The organism is Ensifer sp. GW823-FHT05D09, assembly GCF_058795755.1.
The window spans coordinates 339,508-356,951 of record NZ_JBXAIA010000005.1 but is presented as its reverse complement, the minus strand read 5'-3'; the positions used below and the strand labels follow the sequence as shown (position 1 = coordinate 356,951).

Sequence of the window (17,444 nt, the reverse complement as noted above, 5' to 3'; positions counted from 1 at the left end):
GACTAAATAACAGAAGGGCCGGCGATTGCCGGCCCTTCGCTTTTGCTTCCGCACGCCTTTCAGCGTCAGGCGGCGCGGCTCCAACTCTCGCGCGTTACAGCCCCTTCGAGCTTGAACTTCGCCAGCATCGTGCGCAGCTGACGGCTTTCTTCGGCAAGTGTTCCGCTTGCTGCCGTCGTCTCTTCGACCATGGCCGCGTTCTGTTGGGTCATCTGGTCCATATGATTGACCGAGGTGTTGATCTCCTGCAGCGCGGTTGCCTGTTCGCGGGCGGCCGTAGCGATCGTGTTGACGTGGCCGCTGACATTGTTGACCAGGGTCTCGATCTCCAGCAGCGCCTCGCCGGTCGAGCGCACCAGCGACACACCGTTTTCGACTTCACTTGCCGAACTGTTGATCAGTGTCTTGATTTCTTTCGCCGCGTTCGCCGAACGCTGGGCCAGTTCGCGCACTTCCTGGGCAACGACGGCAAAGCCGCGTCCCGCTTCACCGGCACGAGCCGCCTCGACACCGGCATTCAATGCCAGCAGATTTGTCTGGAAGGCGATCTCGTCGATCACCGAAATGATCTGGTTGATCCGGTTGGACGAATCCTCGATGCGCCCCATCGCGTCGATGGCACTGCGCACGATCGCGCCGGAACGACCGGCACTGTCCTTGGTGGCGCGCACCATGTCGTGGGCCTCGTTGGCGCGCTGCGAAGCGGTGCGGACCGTCGAGGTGATTTCATCGAGGGCAGCAGCCGTTTCTTCGAGTGCCGCCGCCTGCTGCTCGGTGCGCTTGGACAGATCGTTGGCTGCCGAGCTCAGTTCGACGGAATTGTCGTTGATCGTTCCAGCCGCCGTGCGCACGTTCTGCATGGTCGAGCGCAGCGTCACCATCGTCGCGTTGACATTGGTCTGCAGCTCGGCAAACGCACCGTGGAATTCGCCGCGCATATTCTGCGTCAGGTCCGCGTCGGCAAGAGCTGCCACGACACGGCGGACTTCGTTGACCGTCAGGTCGACGCTCGACACCAGCTCGTTGACGCTGGCAGCGAAGCGATTGAGGTCCTCATTGTCGTAGTCCTTGGTGATGCGGCCGGTGAAATCACCGGCGACGGCGGAGGCAACGACGATGCTGATGTTCGACTGGAGATCGCTGCTGCGCGCATGCAGCACCGCCTCCTGGGCCTTCATGTCGCGCATGCTGATGGCGTTCCTGCGGAAGACCTCGACGGCACGGGCCATCTCGCCGATCTCGTCGCGGCGCGACACGTCAGCGCCCTCGCCATCCAGCTTGCCGTCGGCAAGTTCGCTCATGATCGCGGTCAGCGACTGCACCGGAACCACGATGCCGCGGCGGGCGACGACGAGGCTGACGCCCACGCCGAACACGATACAGGCACCGGCCGCCCCCAGAAGGATCGTCATGGCAACGGAGGAGGAGGACAGCGCCTCGGCACGGGCTGTTGCAAGCGCCTCGCCGGAATAGGTGGTATAGGCCTTGACCGTGGAGGTTACGGTCTTCTGGGCATCGAGCGCCTTGTCGAGGGCTGCCTTGACGGCAGCGGTGTCCGCGCCATTGGAGCCGGCAACGGCAACCATCGCCCGGATTTCGTCGAAGTAGCTGTTGAGCGTCGTACGGATGTCGTTGAGCAGCTTGTCCTCGGCATCGTCGGCAACCGCCTCGATCTTGGTAACGCGAGCGAGCATTTCGGTGGCGCGCGTTTCGGTCTCGGCGCCGAACTCGGAAGCCTTCGCAGGCGTTGCCGCCAGCTGATAGGTCATGCGGCTGATGGCGATGATGTCGACCCGAAGATCCATCGCCTCGCGGGCGGCTTCTTCGCGGGCGCCGACTTCTACGATCGTCGTTCCAAGCGAGGAGAGCCCGCGCGCGCCGGCAAGCGCGATCAGGGTCGAGGATAGGCCCATGACCACGACCACGAGGCCGACCTTGGTCAATATCGATAAATTCTTGAACGTCACTGCCGTGACTCCTGTGATGTCGCGATCGCGCTGGTTGGCTGGACATGGTCGGGCAAACCGGTGGGAGGAGACCCGGAATGTTGCGCGCGCTCCGTGGGAGGAGGCGGAGAGCTTTGGCGCACCGACCGAGCTATCCTTAGTAATTGCGAATTTAAATTAACGTTAAAACAGCAACACCAGGATCGGCTCGACCGGGACGCGCATGCGCCAAGCGCCGTTGCAAACGCAACGCGGGCGGGCGATTGCTCGCCCGCCCGCAGACCACCGCAGCAGTCTTGGGAGATCAATCCTTGCCGTAGCCGCCGCCGGTCGGCGTGACCACGGTAAAGGCCTCGCCGGCCTCCAGGACCGTGTGGGCGCAGCCCGCCAGTTCCTCTGTGCGGCCGTCGTTGCGGCGAACGAGGTTCTGGCCGAGATTGCCAGCCTCACCGCCCTTGATGCCGAAGGGGGCGACGCGGCGGTGGCCGGAGAGGATGGCGAAATCGAGCTTTTCCCGCGCACGGATCGTGCGCTTGGTGCCGTCGCCGGCCGACCATTTGCCCTTGCCACCGGAGCCGCGGCGGATGTGGAAATCTTCCAGCACCACCGGGAAACGGGTCTCGAGGATCTCGGGATCGGTCAGGCGCGAGTTGGTCATGTGGGTGTGGACCGCATCGGCACCATTGTAACCCGGCCCCGCCGGTGCGCCCGAGCAGATCGTCTCGTAATACTGATAGTGCGCGTTGCCGAAGGTCAGGTTGTTCATCGTGCCTTGCGCGCCTGCCTGGCTTTCGACAGCGCCGAACAGGCAGTTGGTGACGGCCTGGCTGACTTCGACATTGCCGGCAACGACGGCGGCCGGATAGCTAGGGGTCAGCATCGTGCCCTCCGGGATGACGATGTGGATCGGCCTGAGGCAGCCGGCGTTCATCGGAATGTCGGCTTCAACCAGCACGCGGAAGACATAGAGGACGGCGGCGCGCGTAACCGGGGCCGGCGCGTTGAAGTTGTCGCCGCGCTGCTCCGACGTGCCGGTGAAGTCGACGGTCGCCTCGCGGTTGTCGCGATCGACGGTGATCTTCACCACGATCTTGCAGCCCTGGTCCATCTCGTAGGAGAACTCGCCGTCCGGCAACTGGTCGAGCACGCGGCGCACGCTTTCGGCGGCATTGTCCTGGACGTGGCCCATATAGGCCTCCACGACGTCTTCGCCGAACTGGGCGATCATCTTCTTCAGTTCCGCCACGCCCTTTTCGTTGGCGGCGACCTGGGCCTTCAGGTCGTTGACGTTCTGGACGATGTTGCGCACGGGATAACGCGCGCCGTTGAGCAACGTCTCAAGCTCGGCCTCGCAGAACCGGCCGGCATCGATGAGCTTGAAGTTGTCGATATAGACGCCTTCCTCTTCGATGTTGGTGGCAAGCGGCGACATCGAGCCCGGAGAAATGCCGCCGATATCGGCATGATGGCCACGGCTTGCGACCCAGAAGCGGATCTCCCGGCCCTCATCGTCGAACACTGGCGTGCAGACCGTCAGGTCAGGCAGGTGCGTGCCGCCGTTATAGGGCGCATTGATCAGGAAGACGTCGCCCGGATGGATGACCGGGTTCTCGCGGATCGCCGTTGCGACCGAGGCATCCATGGAGCCCAGATGCACCGGCATGTGCGGCGCGTTGGCAACCAGATTGCCCCTGGTGTCGAAGACCGCGCAGGAGAAATCGAGTCGTTCCTTGATGTTCACCGAATAGGCGGTGTTCTGCAGCGTCACGCCCATCTGCTCGGCGATCGACATGAAGAGATTGTTGAAGATCTCGAGCATGACCGGATCGGCCTTGGTGCCGATCGCGCTGCGCTCGGGCAGTGCCTTGACGCGGCGAAGAACGATATGGTCCTTGGCGGTCAGTTCCGCCTGCCAGCCGTCTTCGACGATCACCGTCTGGTTCGGCTCGATGATGATCGCCGGGCCGTCGAGGCGCTGGCCGGGCTTGATGTCGGAGCGAAGCGCCACAGGCGCATCGTGGAACCGGCCCTGGGAATAGAAGCGAGTGCTGCGGCTGAGCGCCGGCGCTCCTTCGACCGTTGCCATGCCTTCGCCTTCCATCTGGGCAGCGCCGCCGCCGACGGTCTCGACTTCGACCGCGTCGATTACCAGCGCCTTGTTGTCGGCGACGAAGCCGAAGCGACGCTTGTGCAAGGTTTCGAATTCGGCACGCAGGCGGGCGATATCGTCATGCTCAGGGAAAGTCGCATCGACAGCCAGAACCGTATCGGTACCGGCGTAACGGATATGGGCGCGAAGATGGGTGCGGATCTCATCGCGGGCGATCCCCTGCGCTTCGAGCTCGCCCAGGCATTCGACCTGCAGGTCTGCGCCAAGTGTTGCAAGGGCTGCAGGCGCGTTGTCGTCGAGCGCGACGCCGAGCGCCTTCTGACGGGTGGCGCGGATATCGGCAAGGCCCATGCCATAGGCAGACAAGAGGCCCGACATCGGATGCACCAGGATGCTCTTCATCCCCAGAGAATCGGCAACGAGGCAGGCGTGCTGGCCGCCGGCGCCGCCGAAGCAGCTGAGCGCGTAGCGCGTCACGTCGTAGCCGCGCTGGACGGAAATCTTCTTGATTGCCTCGACCATGTTGGCGACCGCAATGCGGATGAAGCCGTCGGCCACGTCCTCAGGCGTGCGGCCATCGCCGATCTCGGCGGCCATGGCCGCGAAACGCTGACGGACCGCCTCGACATCGAGCCGTTCGTTCTGTTCCGGACCGAACAGGGCCGGGAAGAACTCCGGCATCAGCTTGCCGAGCATGACGTTGGCGTCGGTGACCGCCAGCGGCCCGCCGTTGCGATAGCAGGCGGGGCCGGGATTGGCGCCGGCCGAATCCGGGCCGACGCGGAAGCGCTCGCCGTCGAAGTGCAGGATCGAGCCGCCGCCGGCGGCAACCGTGTGGATCAGCATCATCGGCGCGCGCACGCGCACGCCGGCCACTTCGGTCTCGAAGGCGCGTTCATACTCGCCATCAAAATGCGCAACGTCGGTGGAGGTGCCGCCCATGTCGAAGCCGATGACCCGGTCGAAACCGGCAGCTTCACCCGTCTTGGCAAGACCGACGACGCCGCCGGCCGGGCCCGACAGGATCGCGTCCTTGCCCTGGAACATGTCGGCAGCCGTGAGCCCGCCGGACGACATCATGAACATGACGCGGGCGCCGGAGCGCGCGACGTCGAGCTCGCTCGAGACCTGCGCCACGTAGCGACGCAGCACCGGCGAGAGATAGGCGTCGATGACGGTGGTATCGCCGCGACCGACATATTTGATCAATGGCGAGACTTCGTGGCTGACCGAGACCTGCTCGAAACCCATCTCGCGGGCGAGCCGGGCGACCAGCGCCTCATGCTCGGGATATTTGTAAGCGTGCATGAAAACGATCGCGACGGTGTTGTAGCCCTGCTCGCGCAATGCCGTCAGCGCCTGACGCGCTTCCGCCTCGTCGAGCGCCTGCTCGACCGTACCGTCGGCCAGCACCCGTTCGCCGAGTTCTACGATGTCCTTATAGAGCGCTTCTGGCTTGATGATCTCGGTCGCGAAGATGTTCTTGCGTTCCTGGTAACCGATGCGAAGCGCATCGCGGAAGCCGCGCGTCGTCACCAGCGCCAGTGGTTCGCCCTTGCGCTCAAGCAGCGCATTGGTCGCGACCGTCGTGCCCATGCGTACTTCGCTGATGAGGCCGGCAGGGATCGGCGCGCCGGTCGGCAGTCCCAGATGCAGGCGGATGCCCTGCACGGCCGCATCGCGGTAGGCTTCCGGATTCTCCGACAGCACCTTGCGCGCATGCAGCACGCCTTGCGGGTCCCTGCCGATCACGTCGGTGAAGGTGCCGCCACGGTCGATCCAGAAGTCCCAGCTGCCGGTTTCGCGTGCGCTCATCGTCCATCCCTCTCACTCGTATGCCGCCAGCTCGGGTCGGCTCCGAAATTCATCAAAGCAGTTCGTTGACAAAATGTCGATAAAATGATGACATAAAATCGTCAAGATGAGGAAGTGCTGAATGACGAAGAAGTCTGAGGAGAGCTTTGACGGCAGGGAGTGGGCGCAGGACGCTCTGCCCGGCCATATGAAGCCTGTGGCCGCCATCGGCCCGATCGTCTCCTCCGCACATCTTGCCGAAGGCGGGTCCCCGGGCCTCTCCGAAGTCGAGTACGGCCTGATTCTCGCTTCGCACGCGTTTCACCGCTGGATGGTGCGCTGCATGGCCGCCGCCGGCGTTCCCGGCCTCTCATCCACAGAAATCCTCATCCTGCATACGATCCGCCACCGCGACCGTGGCAAGAAGCTCGCCGACATCTGCCTCGTGCTCGACATCGAAGACACCCATGTCGCCACCTATGCCATCCGCAAGCTCGAGGCGGCAGGCCTTGTCACCACCGGCAAGGAAGGCAAGGAAAAGACCATCCAGATCACCGACAAGGGGGCAGAGGCCTGCACCCGTTATGCTCAGATCCGCGAGCGCCTACTCGTGACGTCAACGGCCAATGCACGGCCCTCTGAGGACACGCTCTCGGAAATCGCCGCCGTGCTGCGCTTCATGTCGGGTGCCTATGAACAGTCCGCGCGCGCCGCGACCACATTGTGACAAGGAAGATCGCGTGACTGCTGATACGACACCCCCGCTGCTGGCGGTCGAGAACCTATCCGTCGCCTTCAATGGCAATGCCGTCGTCGAAGACCTGAGCTTTTCGGTCACCGCCGGCCGGACGCTCGCAATTGTCGGTGAATCGGGCTCCGGCAAATCGGTGACGTCGCTGTCGATCATGCGGCTCGCCGACATGATGGGCGGAAAATTCCCGACCGGAAAGATCCTGTTCCAGGGCAAGAACGGCGAAGTGAATTTGACGGTCGAACCGCAGAAGGCGATGCGCAGCATTCGCGGCAAGGAGATCGCCATGATCTTCCAGGAGCCGATGACCTCGCTCAACCCGGTGTTCACGATCGGCGACCAGATCGCCGAAGTGCTGATGCTGCACGAGAAGATGACGAAGCAGCAGGCGCTCACCGAGACATGCCGGCTGCTCGACATGGTGCGGCTGCCCGATTCGGCCGAACTCGTCGGCCGTTATCCGCACCAGCTGTCCGGCGGCATGCGCCAGCGCGTGATGATCGCCATGGCGCTTGCCTGTCGCCCCAAGCTGCTGATCGCCGACGAGCCGACGACGGCGCTCGATGTGACCATCCAGGCGCAGATCCTCACCATCATCCGCGACCTCCAGAAGGAGCTCGGCATGGCGGTGATCTTCATCACCCATGACATGGGCGTCGTTGCCGAGATGGCCGACGATGTCGTGGTCATGTGGAAAGGTCGCAAGGTCGAGGAAGGCCCGGTCGCCGAGATCTTCGCCAACCCAAAGCACCCCTATACCCAGACGCTCCTGTCCGCAGTTCCCAAGCTCGGCAGCATGACCGGCGAGGACTTCCCCAAGCGCATGCCGCTGACGATGATGATCGACGGCGCGCCGACGCTGGTGGGCGAGGAGCACATCCAGCGCACCGCCCGCTACGATGCAGCGCCGATCCTGTCGGTGCGCAACCTCGTCACCCGCTTCGACGTCAAGAAGAACCTGTTCGGCAAGACAACGCACCGGGTTCACGCCATCGAAAATGTCAGCTTCGACATTTTCCCCGGCGAGACACTGGCGCTCGTCGGCGAGAGCGGTTCCGGCAAATCGACGATCGGCCGCACGATCCAGCAGCTTCAGAACGCCACCTCAGGCGAAATCCTCTTTGGCGGACGTCCGGTCTCCTCCATGAGTTTTGCCGAGCGCCAGCGGCTGAAGCAGGAAATCCAGTACATCTTCCAGGATCCGTTCGCCTCGCTCGACCCGCGCAAGACCGTCGGCTTCTCTATTGCCGAACCGATCCGCACCCATGGACTGATCCTCGGCGAAAAGGCGATTGCCAAGCGCGTCGACGAATTACTCGAGCGCGTCGGGCTGACCTCCGCCCATGCCCAGCGTTACCCGCACGAGTTCTCCGGCGGCCAGCGCCAGCGCGTCTGCATCGCCCGCGCGCTGGCTTCACGGCCGAAGCTGATCATCGCCGACGAGGCCCTGTCGGCGCTGGACGTCTCGATCCAGGCGCAGATCATCAACCTGTTCATGGAACTGCAGGAGCAGGAAGGCCTCGCCTACCTCTTCATCAGCCATGACATGGCCGTGGTCGAGCGCATGAGCCATCGCGTCGCCGTGCTCTATCTCGGCCAGGTGATGGAGTTCGGCAGCCGCCGCCAGGTGTTCGAGACCCCAGGTCATCCCTATACCCGCCGGCTGCTTTCGGCAGTCCCCGTCGCAGATCCCGGCAAGGGTCGTGACCGCGGCATGATCGAGGGCGAGATCCCGAGCCCGATCCGGCGTGTCGGACAAGAACCCGCGGTGCTACCGCGCAAGGAGATCGCGCCAGGCCATTTCGTGGCCCTGGACGCGTAAAGCCGCTTTCTCTCTTCCAAGGGAAGGCAGTCGAAACAGGAGTGAGTAAAAAATGATCAACAAAAAGGGGATCCACGCCGCCTTCATCGCGCTTGCGCTGACTGGCAGCCTTCTGACGACCGGGCCGGCCTTTGCCGCTGGCACATTGACGGTTTCGTCGCCGCAGGATCCGGGTAGCTGGGATCCGGTCGACACCTTCCTCGTCAACTGGGCATCTGTCTCCACCAACATTTTCGACGGCCTGACCTATCGCGGTCCTGACCGCAAGCTGGTTCCCGGCCTCGCGACATCATGGGAAGAGCTCGATGGCGGCAAGCGCCTGCGCTTCACGCTGCGCGAAGGCGTCAAGTTCCACAACGGCGAACCCTTCAACGCCGAAGCCGTGAAGTACACCTTTGACCGCCTGCTCGGCGAAGAGGGCTCCAAGGGCCCGCAGAAGTCGAACTATGCCGCGATCGAAAAAGTCGAGATCATCGATGAGAAGACCGTCGATCTGCACCTGAAGGCGCCGGATCCGGTCCTGCTGACCAAGCTCGCCGGCTACGGCGCGATGATCGTTCCGCCGAAGTACATCCAGGAAAAGGGCGAGGATTACTTCAACATCCATCCGGTCGGCACCGGCCCGTTCAAGTTCGTCTCCTATGAGCCGAAGGTCGCAATCAAGCTCGAAGCCTTCGCCGAGCATTGGGGCGGCGCGCCGAAGCTTTCCAACCTCGACTTCCGCTTCATCGCCGAGCCGGCGACAGCCGTTGCCGAACTGCAGGCCGGCCGCGTCGACCTCGTCATCCCGCCGACCATTCCGATCGGCATGATCCCGACGATCCAGGGTGACGACAAGCTCGAGATCGTCTCCACCCCCGGCCCGACGGTTTATGCTCTGCGCTTCAACACCCGCGACGGCATCACCAAGGACCCGAAGGTTCGCAAGGCGCTGATCCTCGGCGTCGACCGCGACACCATCATCCAGTCGATCCTCGGCGGCCAGGCTGCTCCGATCGCCAGTTTCCAGGGTGAACTGTCGTTTGGCTTCGACCCGTCCATGAAGCCGCTGCCCTACGATCCCGAGCAGGCGAAGGCTCTGCTGAAGGAAGCTGGCGTCGCACCGGGCGCCTCCGTCCAGATCGACGTGCGCGGCAACGATGCGACGTTCAACGAAGTGGTGCAGGCCGTCGCCAGCTATCTGCAGCTCGTCGGCATCAACGCGACGATCAAGCCCTACGAGACCAACGTTCTGCTGAACGACATCATCCCCGCCGGCAAGACCGGTGCGATGTTCCAGCAGGCCTGGGGCGGCTGGACGCTCGACTACGACAACACTGCCTACTCGATGTACCACTCGGGCGAAAAGTGGAACCCCTACGACAAGGACGCCGATCTCGACAAGCTGCTGGAATCCCAGCGCTCGATCACCGATCAGCCCAAGCGTGAGGAAATCCTCAAGCAGATCGCCAACTACGCTGCCGACCGTGCGCTGGAAATGCCGCTCTACAACCTCAACGCCATCTACGGCGTGAGCAAGCGCGTCAAGAACTTCACGCCCGTTCCCGACAGCCGCCTGCGGCTGACGGACGTCACGGTAGAATAACAATCAGATCCGCCGCCCGCTTTGGCGGGCGGCGGATCGTCTTCATGAAGGGCGGGTAAGTTGGCCGGATTTTTGATCAAACGTGTTCTGCAGGCGGTGTTCGTCGTTTTCGTCGTGACGCTCACCGTCTCCTTTGCCATCCGCCTGACCGGCGACCCGGCACTGATGCTCGCTCAAGGCGCTGGCAGCATCACCGAAGAAGACCTTGCGCGCATCCGCGAGGCGCTCGGGCTCAACCAGCCGTTCCTGGCGCAGTATTTTGCCTTCATCAAGGGCCTCTTCGTCTTCGATTTCGGTCGCTCTTTCATGGGCGGGACCCCTGTTTCGCAGCTGATTTCCGCCGCCCTGCCCGCCACGATGATGCTCGCCTTCGCATCGCTCATCGTTTCGATCATCATTTCAATCCCGCTCGGCATCAAGGCTGCGGTTGCCCGCGGCAAGTGGGCCGACCAGGCAATCCGTATCCTCTCGCTCGTCGGCCTGTCGTTCCCGAACTTCTGGCTGGCGATCATGCTGGTGCTGTTGTTTTCGATCACCCTGAAATGGCTGCCGCCGAGCGGCATGGACGGGTTTGCAAGCTTCATCATGCCGGCTGTCACCATGGGCATCATCCTGACGGCGACCAATGTGCGCCTGGTGCGCACGGCGATGCTCGAAACGCTGCAGTCGCAATACATCATGGTCGCCCGCGCCAAGGGCCTCAGCGAAAGCAAGGTGCTCTACAAGCACGCCCTTCGTAACTGCGCCATCCCGCTCATCACCTATTTCGGCCTCCAGTTCGGCGGCCTGCTCGGCGGCATCGTTGTGGTCGAGCGTGTGTTCAACTGGCCGGGCATGGGCACACTTGCCTTCGACGCCGTCGGCGCGCGCGACTATCCCGTGCTGCAGGCCGTCATCACCGTGCTCTCGCTGATGATCGTCGGCGTCAATCTCATCGTCGACATCGCCTATGGCCTCGTCGACCCGCGCATCCGGACGGAGTGAGCCGATGACCACCAAGGCCGCAAACTCGCGTTTTGCCCGTTTCCGCAACCTCGAATTCATCCTCGGGGCGCTGCTTGCCGGCGGAATGTGCCTCGCCGTTCTGTTCTCCGGCGTGCTCTTCCCTGGTGGCGCCGACAAGATCGATCTGATGGCGCGGCTGACACCGCCCTTCGTCAACTGGGCGCACCCGTTCGGAACCGACCCGCTCGGCCGTGACGTGCTGGCGCGCGTTGTCGCTGGCGGCAAGATTTCGCTTCTGGTCGGCTTCACGTCGGTTGCCGGCGCCGTCGTCGTCGGCGTGGTGATGGGGCTGATCTCCGGCTACTACCGTGGCTTCTGGGACATGGTGGTCATGCGTTTCGCCGACGTGCAGCTGGCGCTTCCCTTCATCCTGCTTGCCATCACCTTCATCGCCATCGTCGGTGGCGGCCTGACCAACACCATCATCCTCCTGATCGTGTCGCAATGGGTGCAGTATGCCCGCCTGGTGCGCGGCTCGGTGCTGTCGCTGCGCGAGCGCGAGTTCATCCAGTCGGCCCGCGCCATCGGCGTTCGCGACTACAAGATCCTGTTCCAGCATCTGCTGCCGAACCTGATCGGCCCTGTTATCGTGTTGATGACGCTGAACGTCGCCAACAACATCCTGCTCGAAAGCAGCCTGACCTTCCTCGGCCTCGGCGTCGACCCGCTGATCCCGAGCTGGGGCGGCATGCTGGCCGACGGCCGCACCTACCTGCAGAACGCCTGGTGGGTCAGTGTCTTCCCGGGCCTTGCAATCCTTCTCACCGTCCTTGGCCTCAACCTTCTCGGCGACTGGCTGCGCGACAGTCTCGACCCAACAGGCAGAACTTCACGATGACCACGATATTCGAAGGGACCTTCGAGCGCACGCTCGACACCATGCTCGCAACCTACGGCAAGGAGGCTGCCCGCGGCACCCGGCTGGAGGCATGGCTCTTCGATGACCGCAAAAGCCGAGAGGCGGCCGAGCAGAAGCTCGCCGTCTTCGGGGTCGAGGCGAAGTTCAGGAGCGCCTACAAACCGCTCCTGCATTTCTTCCTCGAGGAAGTCGACCTCAAGGCGCTGAAGTGCGTCAATATCCGATATCCGCAGCCGGAAGGTTGCCCCGCGAACCGCTTCCTGCTCGAGACCTATCCGCTGGCAGCGCTGGTCGGCGATGCCGAGATCACCTTCGTCGGCGGCAGCGACCAGGCGCTGACCTACGACGTCGCGCTGACTTTTGCTGACGGCCGCCTGGAAACCCACGCGGTGTTTGCACCCAACCGCCAGCACACCGATTTCATCGGCGAAACGCTGCTTTCCCCGACAGGCTGGGTGCGTCTTGACGACACCAGCAGCAAGCGGCGCGAATGCCATCTCGAAACCGATTATGAGCGGCTGTTTACAGGCGCCATGCGGGCGATCGCCGAACATGGTTGGGGCGACAGCGAACCCTATTTCGACGAACTCAACATCCGCGCGACGCTGCCGATCAACGACCTGCGGCTGCCGGTCGGAGAAGAGGTGGTCAGCCTGCGTGAAGCGCTGCACGAGGACTTTTATTTCTCGCTGCTCGAATTCTTCCAGAAGAAGTCCGGCCGCCCGCTCGGCGATCGCGGGCTGAAACCCGGCCAGATCGTGCCGGAAATCGTCTTTGCCGACGGCAAGCCCGCGATCCGGGTCGAGACTAGGCCGCTCGCGACGACGGACGCCGAGGGCGACGCCCAGCCGCTCGACACGGCGCAGGCACCGCTTGCCGTCGCGCAGATCCATGCCGAGTTGGAAAAGATAGAAGGCCAGCCTTTTGAAGCGCATTCGCGCGCCGGTCGCTCGGTCAAGGCGCGCTATCACAAGGGCACAGATGCCGCCGTGATGATCAGCGGCGGCCAGCACCCCAACGAGACCACCGGCATCGTCGGCGCGCTACGGGCAGCTCAGACGCTCGCCGCCCTCCCCGGCACGCACTTCACGATCTCGCCGCTCGAAAACCCCGACGGTTACGCCGTTCACCAGCGCCTGCGCGCTGACAACCCGCTGCACATGCATCACGCCGCCCGCTACACGGCGCTTGGCGACGATCTCGAATACCGCACCGGCACGGCCCTCAACGAGCGGGCGATCCGCAACGAGGCGGATGCGCTCTCGGGTGCCGAACTCCACGTCAACCTGCACGGCTACCCCTCGCACGAGTGGACGCGGCCGCTGTCGGGATACGTGCCGCGCGGCTTTGCCATGTGGACCTTGCCGAAGGGCTTCTTCCTGATCATGCGCCACCACGCCGATTGGGAGGCGCGCGCCGAACAACTGATCGAGGCGGTGACTGCACGCTTGGCTGCGGTCCCGGGCCTGCTTGGCTACAACGACAGGCAGATCGCGCTTTACGAAACCCATGCCGGCGAAACCGGCTTCCGCATCATCAACGGCTTCCCCTGCCTCATCTCCGTCGACGATCGCCACAAGGCGCCGCTGACGCTGATCACGGAATATCCAGACGAAACCATCTATGGCGACGCCTTCGTGGCCGGCCATGACGCGCAACGCGAGACGGTTCTGGCTGCCTATGAGGCGTTTCAATCGATGATGGTAATCGCCTAGGCGTTCGCTCGGCGCGACCTACGCCGATGAGGGGACGGCCCTTCGAGGCCGTCGCATCTGCCTGGATCAGCGGCACTCTCAACCGCGACCGTCATGGCCAACGGTGGACGTTCGGCACCGCACCGTTCCACGTACGGATAGCAAGGCTCGTCCTGCGTCTCGGGCCAACGCCGGCGACTAAATCAGCCGCAGGCTGTCGTATTGCTTATCCAGGTGAGATCGAGCACCGTCAGCGTTTGCCGCTGTGGCGTGAGCAGGAATTGCTGCCCGTCGGGATGCCGTCAGCGTGCAAAGGCTGTGCGACCCACTGAAGGGTTGGACGCGGCTCCAGGCCCCGCCCCATTCTCCGGCGGTGAACGTGTTGGCGTCGAGGGTGGCGTTCGAGCTCGATCGGCGGCAAAAGCGACCGCGGGAAGATCAAATCTGTTTGCGTCGATTGGGAATGGGGAACCTTTCGCAACGTGCAAAGTTGAATCCAAAAGTGCATGTGATCTCGCAGCGATACGGAGATGCAGATGAAACTGGAGAAGATTGGCCGAGCGAGGTTGAAGCTGCGCCTGCCTCTCTATCGGCATGTTCTGTCTGACTTGAAAAGCCCTTCTTTGAGCGAGATTTTCGTCGCCTATGCCGAAGCCTCGATGCAACTTGATGCCCTGCGGTCGAGTGATCACCCCGATCAGTCTTTGATTGAGGAATACGAGCGAGCTTGCAGGGAGATCGAAAACAGCATCGAACCGTACCTGCGCATGTTTCGGCCACCCCTGACAATGGGTGGTCGCTAAGGAGAGCGCGGAGAAGGACGCTCCTGTGCGACCGTTCCGGCGGCCCTGCCGGACCGTTATCATGTCCCAGCTTGGCCAGAGCGAACCTGAAGCTGGACAAGAAAGTGCCTAACCGATGGAACTCGAACGCCTCATGGGCGTTACTCCACCGGAGGTGCAGTCATGTCCAAACATACCCCTGAGCAACGGCTGAATACGCAACCGCCCAAACCGGTGTTCGATGTCGTAGAACACTGCGTCCGGCACAGCATAAACAGCAAGGAACAGGGAAAACTCCTTTCCCTGTTGGGAAGGTTCGCGAGCAGACATGAACTCGAAACCAACGCCCCGCCAAAACCCCCGCGCTTCCGCTGAGCGATGCGCTGAAACGGTCAGGCAAGTGCACGTGAGCCAAAGAGGCTGCGTTGTACCGGCTGCTGCGCGGATGTGCGTCCCGGGGCGACCGGAGTTGCCCCAATTCATTGACGATCAGGCGTTCGCCGCTTTTAGCACCGCCACGCCACCGGCGTCGCGTCGCTTCACGGCTTCGATATCACGATATCGATCTGCAGGGTGAGTGATCGGCAGATAGGGACCTTCGCCGAAGAGTTTCTCGCGCAACGTGCCCGGCCTGTAGGTCGTGGGATAGGCTCCGCGCTTTTGCAGTTCTGGCACGATATGCGCGACGACATCCTCGAAACTGTCTGGCGTCACCGCATAGGCAATGTTGAAGCCGTCAACATCCGTGTCGTCCACCCACTCCTGCAGAATGTCGGAGATACGTGTCGGCGAACCGACGAAGGCCGGCCCCATACCGCCGATGCCCCCGAACTGGGCAAGCTCGTCGATGGTCCAGGATTTGTCGCCACCAGCGATATGCTCGACGAACGAGTGGATCGCATTCGTCTCGATCTTTTCGACGACGTCGGTCGGGGCATACTGGCCGAAATCGATCCCGCTCCAGCCAGACATGAACGTCAGTGAACCGTCGTAGGAAACGTAGCTCTTGTAATCCTCGAACTTGCGCTGCGCCTTCTCTTCTGTCTCGTCGGTGATGATCGTGATCAACGTGTAGATATAGACCTTCTTCGGGTCGCGGCCGGCGTCGGCGATGCGTTGTCGGATATCGGCGACATAGGCCTTCAGCACGGACTTCGTCGGCGCCGCCACGAAGATGCATTCCGCATGGGCTGCGGCAAAGGTCTTTCCGGGGCCAGATGCACCTGCCTGGTAGAGGACTGGCGTGCGTTGCGGCGACGGCTCCGTCAGGCCGTAGCCTGGAACTTCGAAGAACTTGCCCTTGTGGGCGATTTCATGGACCTTTTCCGGATGGGTGAAAATGCGCTTGTTGCCGTCGCGCACCACAGCACCCTCTTCCCACGATCCTTCGAGCAGCTTGTAGAGCACCTCGACATACTCGGCGGCGACCTCGTAGCGGTTGTCGTGCTTGCGCAAGCCACCCTGCCCGACATTCTTCGCACCGCTTTCCAGATAGGACGTGACGATGTTCCAGCCCAGGCGGCCCTTGGAGTGGTGATCGGCCGTGGCCAGGCGCCGGGCGAACGTATAGGGGTGCTCGAACGAGGTGGACGCGGTGAGGCCGATGCCGAGATGCTCGGTGGCAAGGGCGATGGGCGCGACAAGCTGCAGCGGATCATTGACCGGGATCTGCGCCGCCTGGTGAATGGCATGGTAGTTCGAGCCCTTGTAGACGTCGTAATAGCCGATGACGTCAGCGATGAAGATGCCGTCGAAAACGCCGCGCTCCAGCGTACGGGCAAGATCCTGCCAGTAATCAAGATCCTTGTATTTCGAGGACTTGTCGCGCGGATGCGCCCAGAGGCCGGGCGACTGATGGCCGACACAGTTCATATCGAAGGCGTTGAAACGGATGTGGCGTGCCATGGCAATCTCCAGCTCATTGACGGGATGCCAGCTGGCATCATTTCTACAACGGTAACGCGCTTAACAGTCTGATCCTTTTACGCTTTCTCGTTGGCGTATTCGGGTTCCGGCTCTTTGGCGTGGTCGAACAGTGCCAGCACACTGCCACCGTGAGACCGGTGATCGATGCGGACGTTCAAGGCAAAATCGCGCAGCAAGACCCTAAGTCCTTGCAGCCGCCTTGCGGTTGGCAAAGCCAATCGCAAGAACCGAGAAAATGAGAAGCCCCGTGCCGACCTGCTGCCAGTAGAAGTTCAGGCCGGAGAGAAGCAAACCATTGGCGACGATGCTGAGCAAAAGCACGCCGAGCACCGTGCCGGGAATGTTCGGCCGGCCATGCGGGCTCAGCGTCGTGCCGATGAAGGTGGCGCCAATGGCGTTGAGCAGGAAGGCGTTGCCCGACGATGGAATATAGACGGTCACCGTCGAGGTGAGGATCAAGCCAACAATGGCCGCAATGCCCGACACGAGGATGTAGGTCGCGGCCGTGTAGCGCCGCAGCGCAATGCCTGAATATCGCACAACGCTGGCCTGAATGCCGCTTGCAAGCACCACGCGACCGAACCTTGTGCGCGAAAGGACAAGCCAGGCGCCCGCGACCACCAGGGCAGCAACGACGAGCGGAACCGGAATGCCCACGATGGTTCCGTGGCCGAGAAATCGGAAGGCGTCCGGTACGCCCGTTGGCGGCAGATAGACCGGATTGCCGCCATTGGTCAGCAACTGTTGCACACTGCGACCGACGAAGAGCGTGCCAAGCGTGGCAAGAAACGGTGAAATGCCGATACCCGCAATCAGCACCGCATTGAAAAGGCCGACGACAACACCGCCGACAAGTCCGCCAAGTGCGGCAATCGGGATAGGCTGCCCAGCGAGGACGAGGGAGACAAAGGCAAAGCTCGCGAAATCGATGGCGGTGCCGACCGAGAGGTCAATGCCGCCGGCGGAGACGGCGAATGTCATGGCAATCGCGACAATGGCGAGAAGCGCGAAATTGTTGACCAGAACGCTGAGCAAGTTGGCCCCGGAAAGGAATGCAGGCGCAAGCCATGCGAAGAGAACGAAGACCGCTGCAAGTGCTGCAATGAGCGCGTGGCGCCCGATGCTGCGGGCGACTGTCGGGATGGAAACGGAAAGCTGTCGAGCCGACAT

11 protein-coding genes are annotated in these 17,444 nt (G+C 62.7%); 7 read left to right on the top strand and 4 right to left on the bottom strand.

Going from position 1 to position 17,444, the window contains the following annotated elements:
• Window positions 1-65 precede the first annotated feature (65 nt).
• Window positions 66-1,967 carry a methyl-accepting chemotaxis protein gene (locus tag AC1Q80_RS17530; RefSeq protein ID WP_492361286.1) on the bottom strand — a complete coding sequence of 634 codons (1,902 nt, stop codon included), beginning with the start codon at window positions 1,965-1,967 and terminating at the stop codon, window positions 66-68.
• Between the two features lie 283 nt (window positions 1,968-2,250).
• Window positions 2,251-5,871, bottom strand: a complete 3,621-nt coding sequence (locus tag AC1Q80_RS17525) for a hydantoinase B/oxoprolinase family protein (RefSeq protein WP_492361285.1) — start codon at window positions 5,869-5,871, stop codon at window positions 2,251-2,253.
• 121 nt (window positions 5,872-5,992) lie between these two features.
• Between AC1Q80_RS17525 and AC1Q80_RS17520 the strand changes: the two genes are divergently transcribed.
• From AC1Q80_RS17520 to AC1Q80_RS17490, 7 genes are all read left to right on the top strand, one after another.
• Window positions 5,993-6,577, top strand: coding sequence for a winged helix DNA-binding protein (locus tag AC1Q80_RS17520; protein ID WP_492361284.1), 585 nt, complete (start codon window positions 5,993-5,995; stop codon window positions 6,575-6,577).
• A gap of 13 nt (window positions 6,578-6,590) precedes the next feature.
• Window positions 6,591-8,423 carry an ABC transporter ATP-binding protein gene (locus AC1Q80_RS17515; RefSeq protein WP_492361283.1) on the top strand — a complete coding sequence of 611 codons (1,833 nt, stop codon included), beginning with the start codon at window positions 6,591-6,593 and terminating at the stop codon, window positions 8,421-8,423.
• Between the two features lie 52 nt (window positions 8,424-8,475).
• A complete protein-coding gene (locus AC1Q80_RS17510; RefSeq protein WP_492361282.1) occupies window positions 8,476-10,008 on the top strand; it encodes an ABC transporter substrate-binding protein in 1,533 nt (510 codons plus the stop codon).
• Window positions 10,009-10,068: 60 nt separating this feature from the next.
• A complete protein-coding gene (locus AC1Q80_RS17505) occupies window positions 10,069-10,992 on the top strand; it encodes an ABC transporter permease (protein WP_492361281.1) in 924 nt (307 codons plus the stop codon).
• A 4-nt stretch (window positions 10,993-10,996) separates the two neighbouring features.
• On the top strand, window positions 10,997-11,851 hold the full coding sequence (locus tag AC1Q80_RS17500) for an ABC transporter permease (RefSeq protein WP_492361280.1): 855 nt from the start codon (window positions 10,997-10,999) through the stop codon (window positions 11,849-11,851).
• Complete coding sequence (locus tag AC1Q80_RS17495) at window positions 11,848-13,587, top strand: M14 family metallopeptidase (RefSeq protein WP_492361279.1); 1,740 nt, start codon at window positions 11,848-11,850, stop codon at window positions 13,585-13,587. Before AC1Q80_RS17500 ends, AC1Q80_RS17495 begins: the two co-directional genes overlap by 4 nt.
• Before the next feature lie 515 nt (window positions 13,588-14,102).
• Entirely contained in the window at window positions 14,103-14,369 is a 267-nt protein-coding gene (locus AC1Q80_RS17490; protein ID WP_173421718.1) for a hypothetical protein, read from the top strand.
• A gap of 468 nt (window positions 14,370-14,837) precedes the next feature.
• Here AC1Q80_RS17490 and AC1Q80_RS17485 read toward each other — a convergent pair whose 3' ends face one another.
• Both AC1Q80_RS17485 and AC1Q80_RS17480 read right to left on the bottom strand, forming a co-directional pair.
• Entirely contained in the window at window positions 14,838-16,253 is a 1,416-nt protein-coding gene (locus AC1Q80_RS17485; RefSeq protein ID WP_492361278.1) for an LLM class flavin-dependent oxidoreductase, read from the bottom strand.
• 201 nt (window positions 16,254-16,454) lie between these two features.
• Window positions 16,455-17,444 carry an ABC transporter permease gene (locus AC1Q80_RS17480; protein ID WP_234902942.1) on the bottom strand — a complete coding sequence of 330 codons (990 nt, stop codon included), beginning with the start codon at window positions 17,442-17,444 and terminating at the stop codon, window positions 16,455-16,457.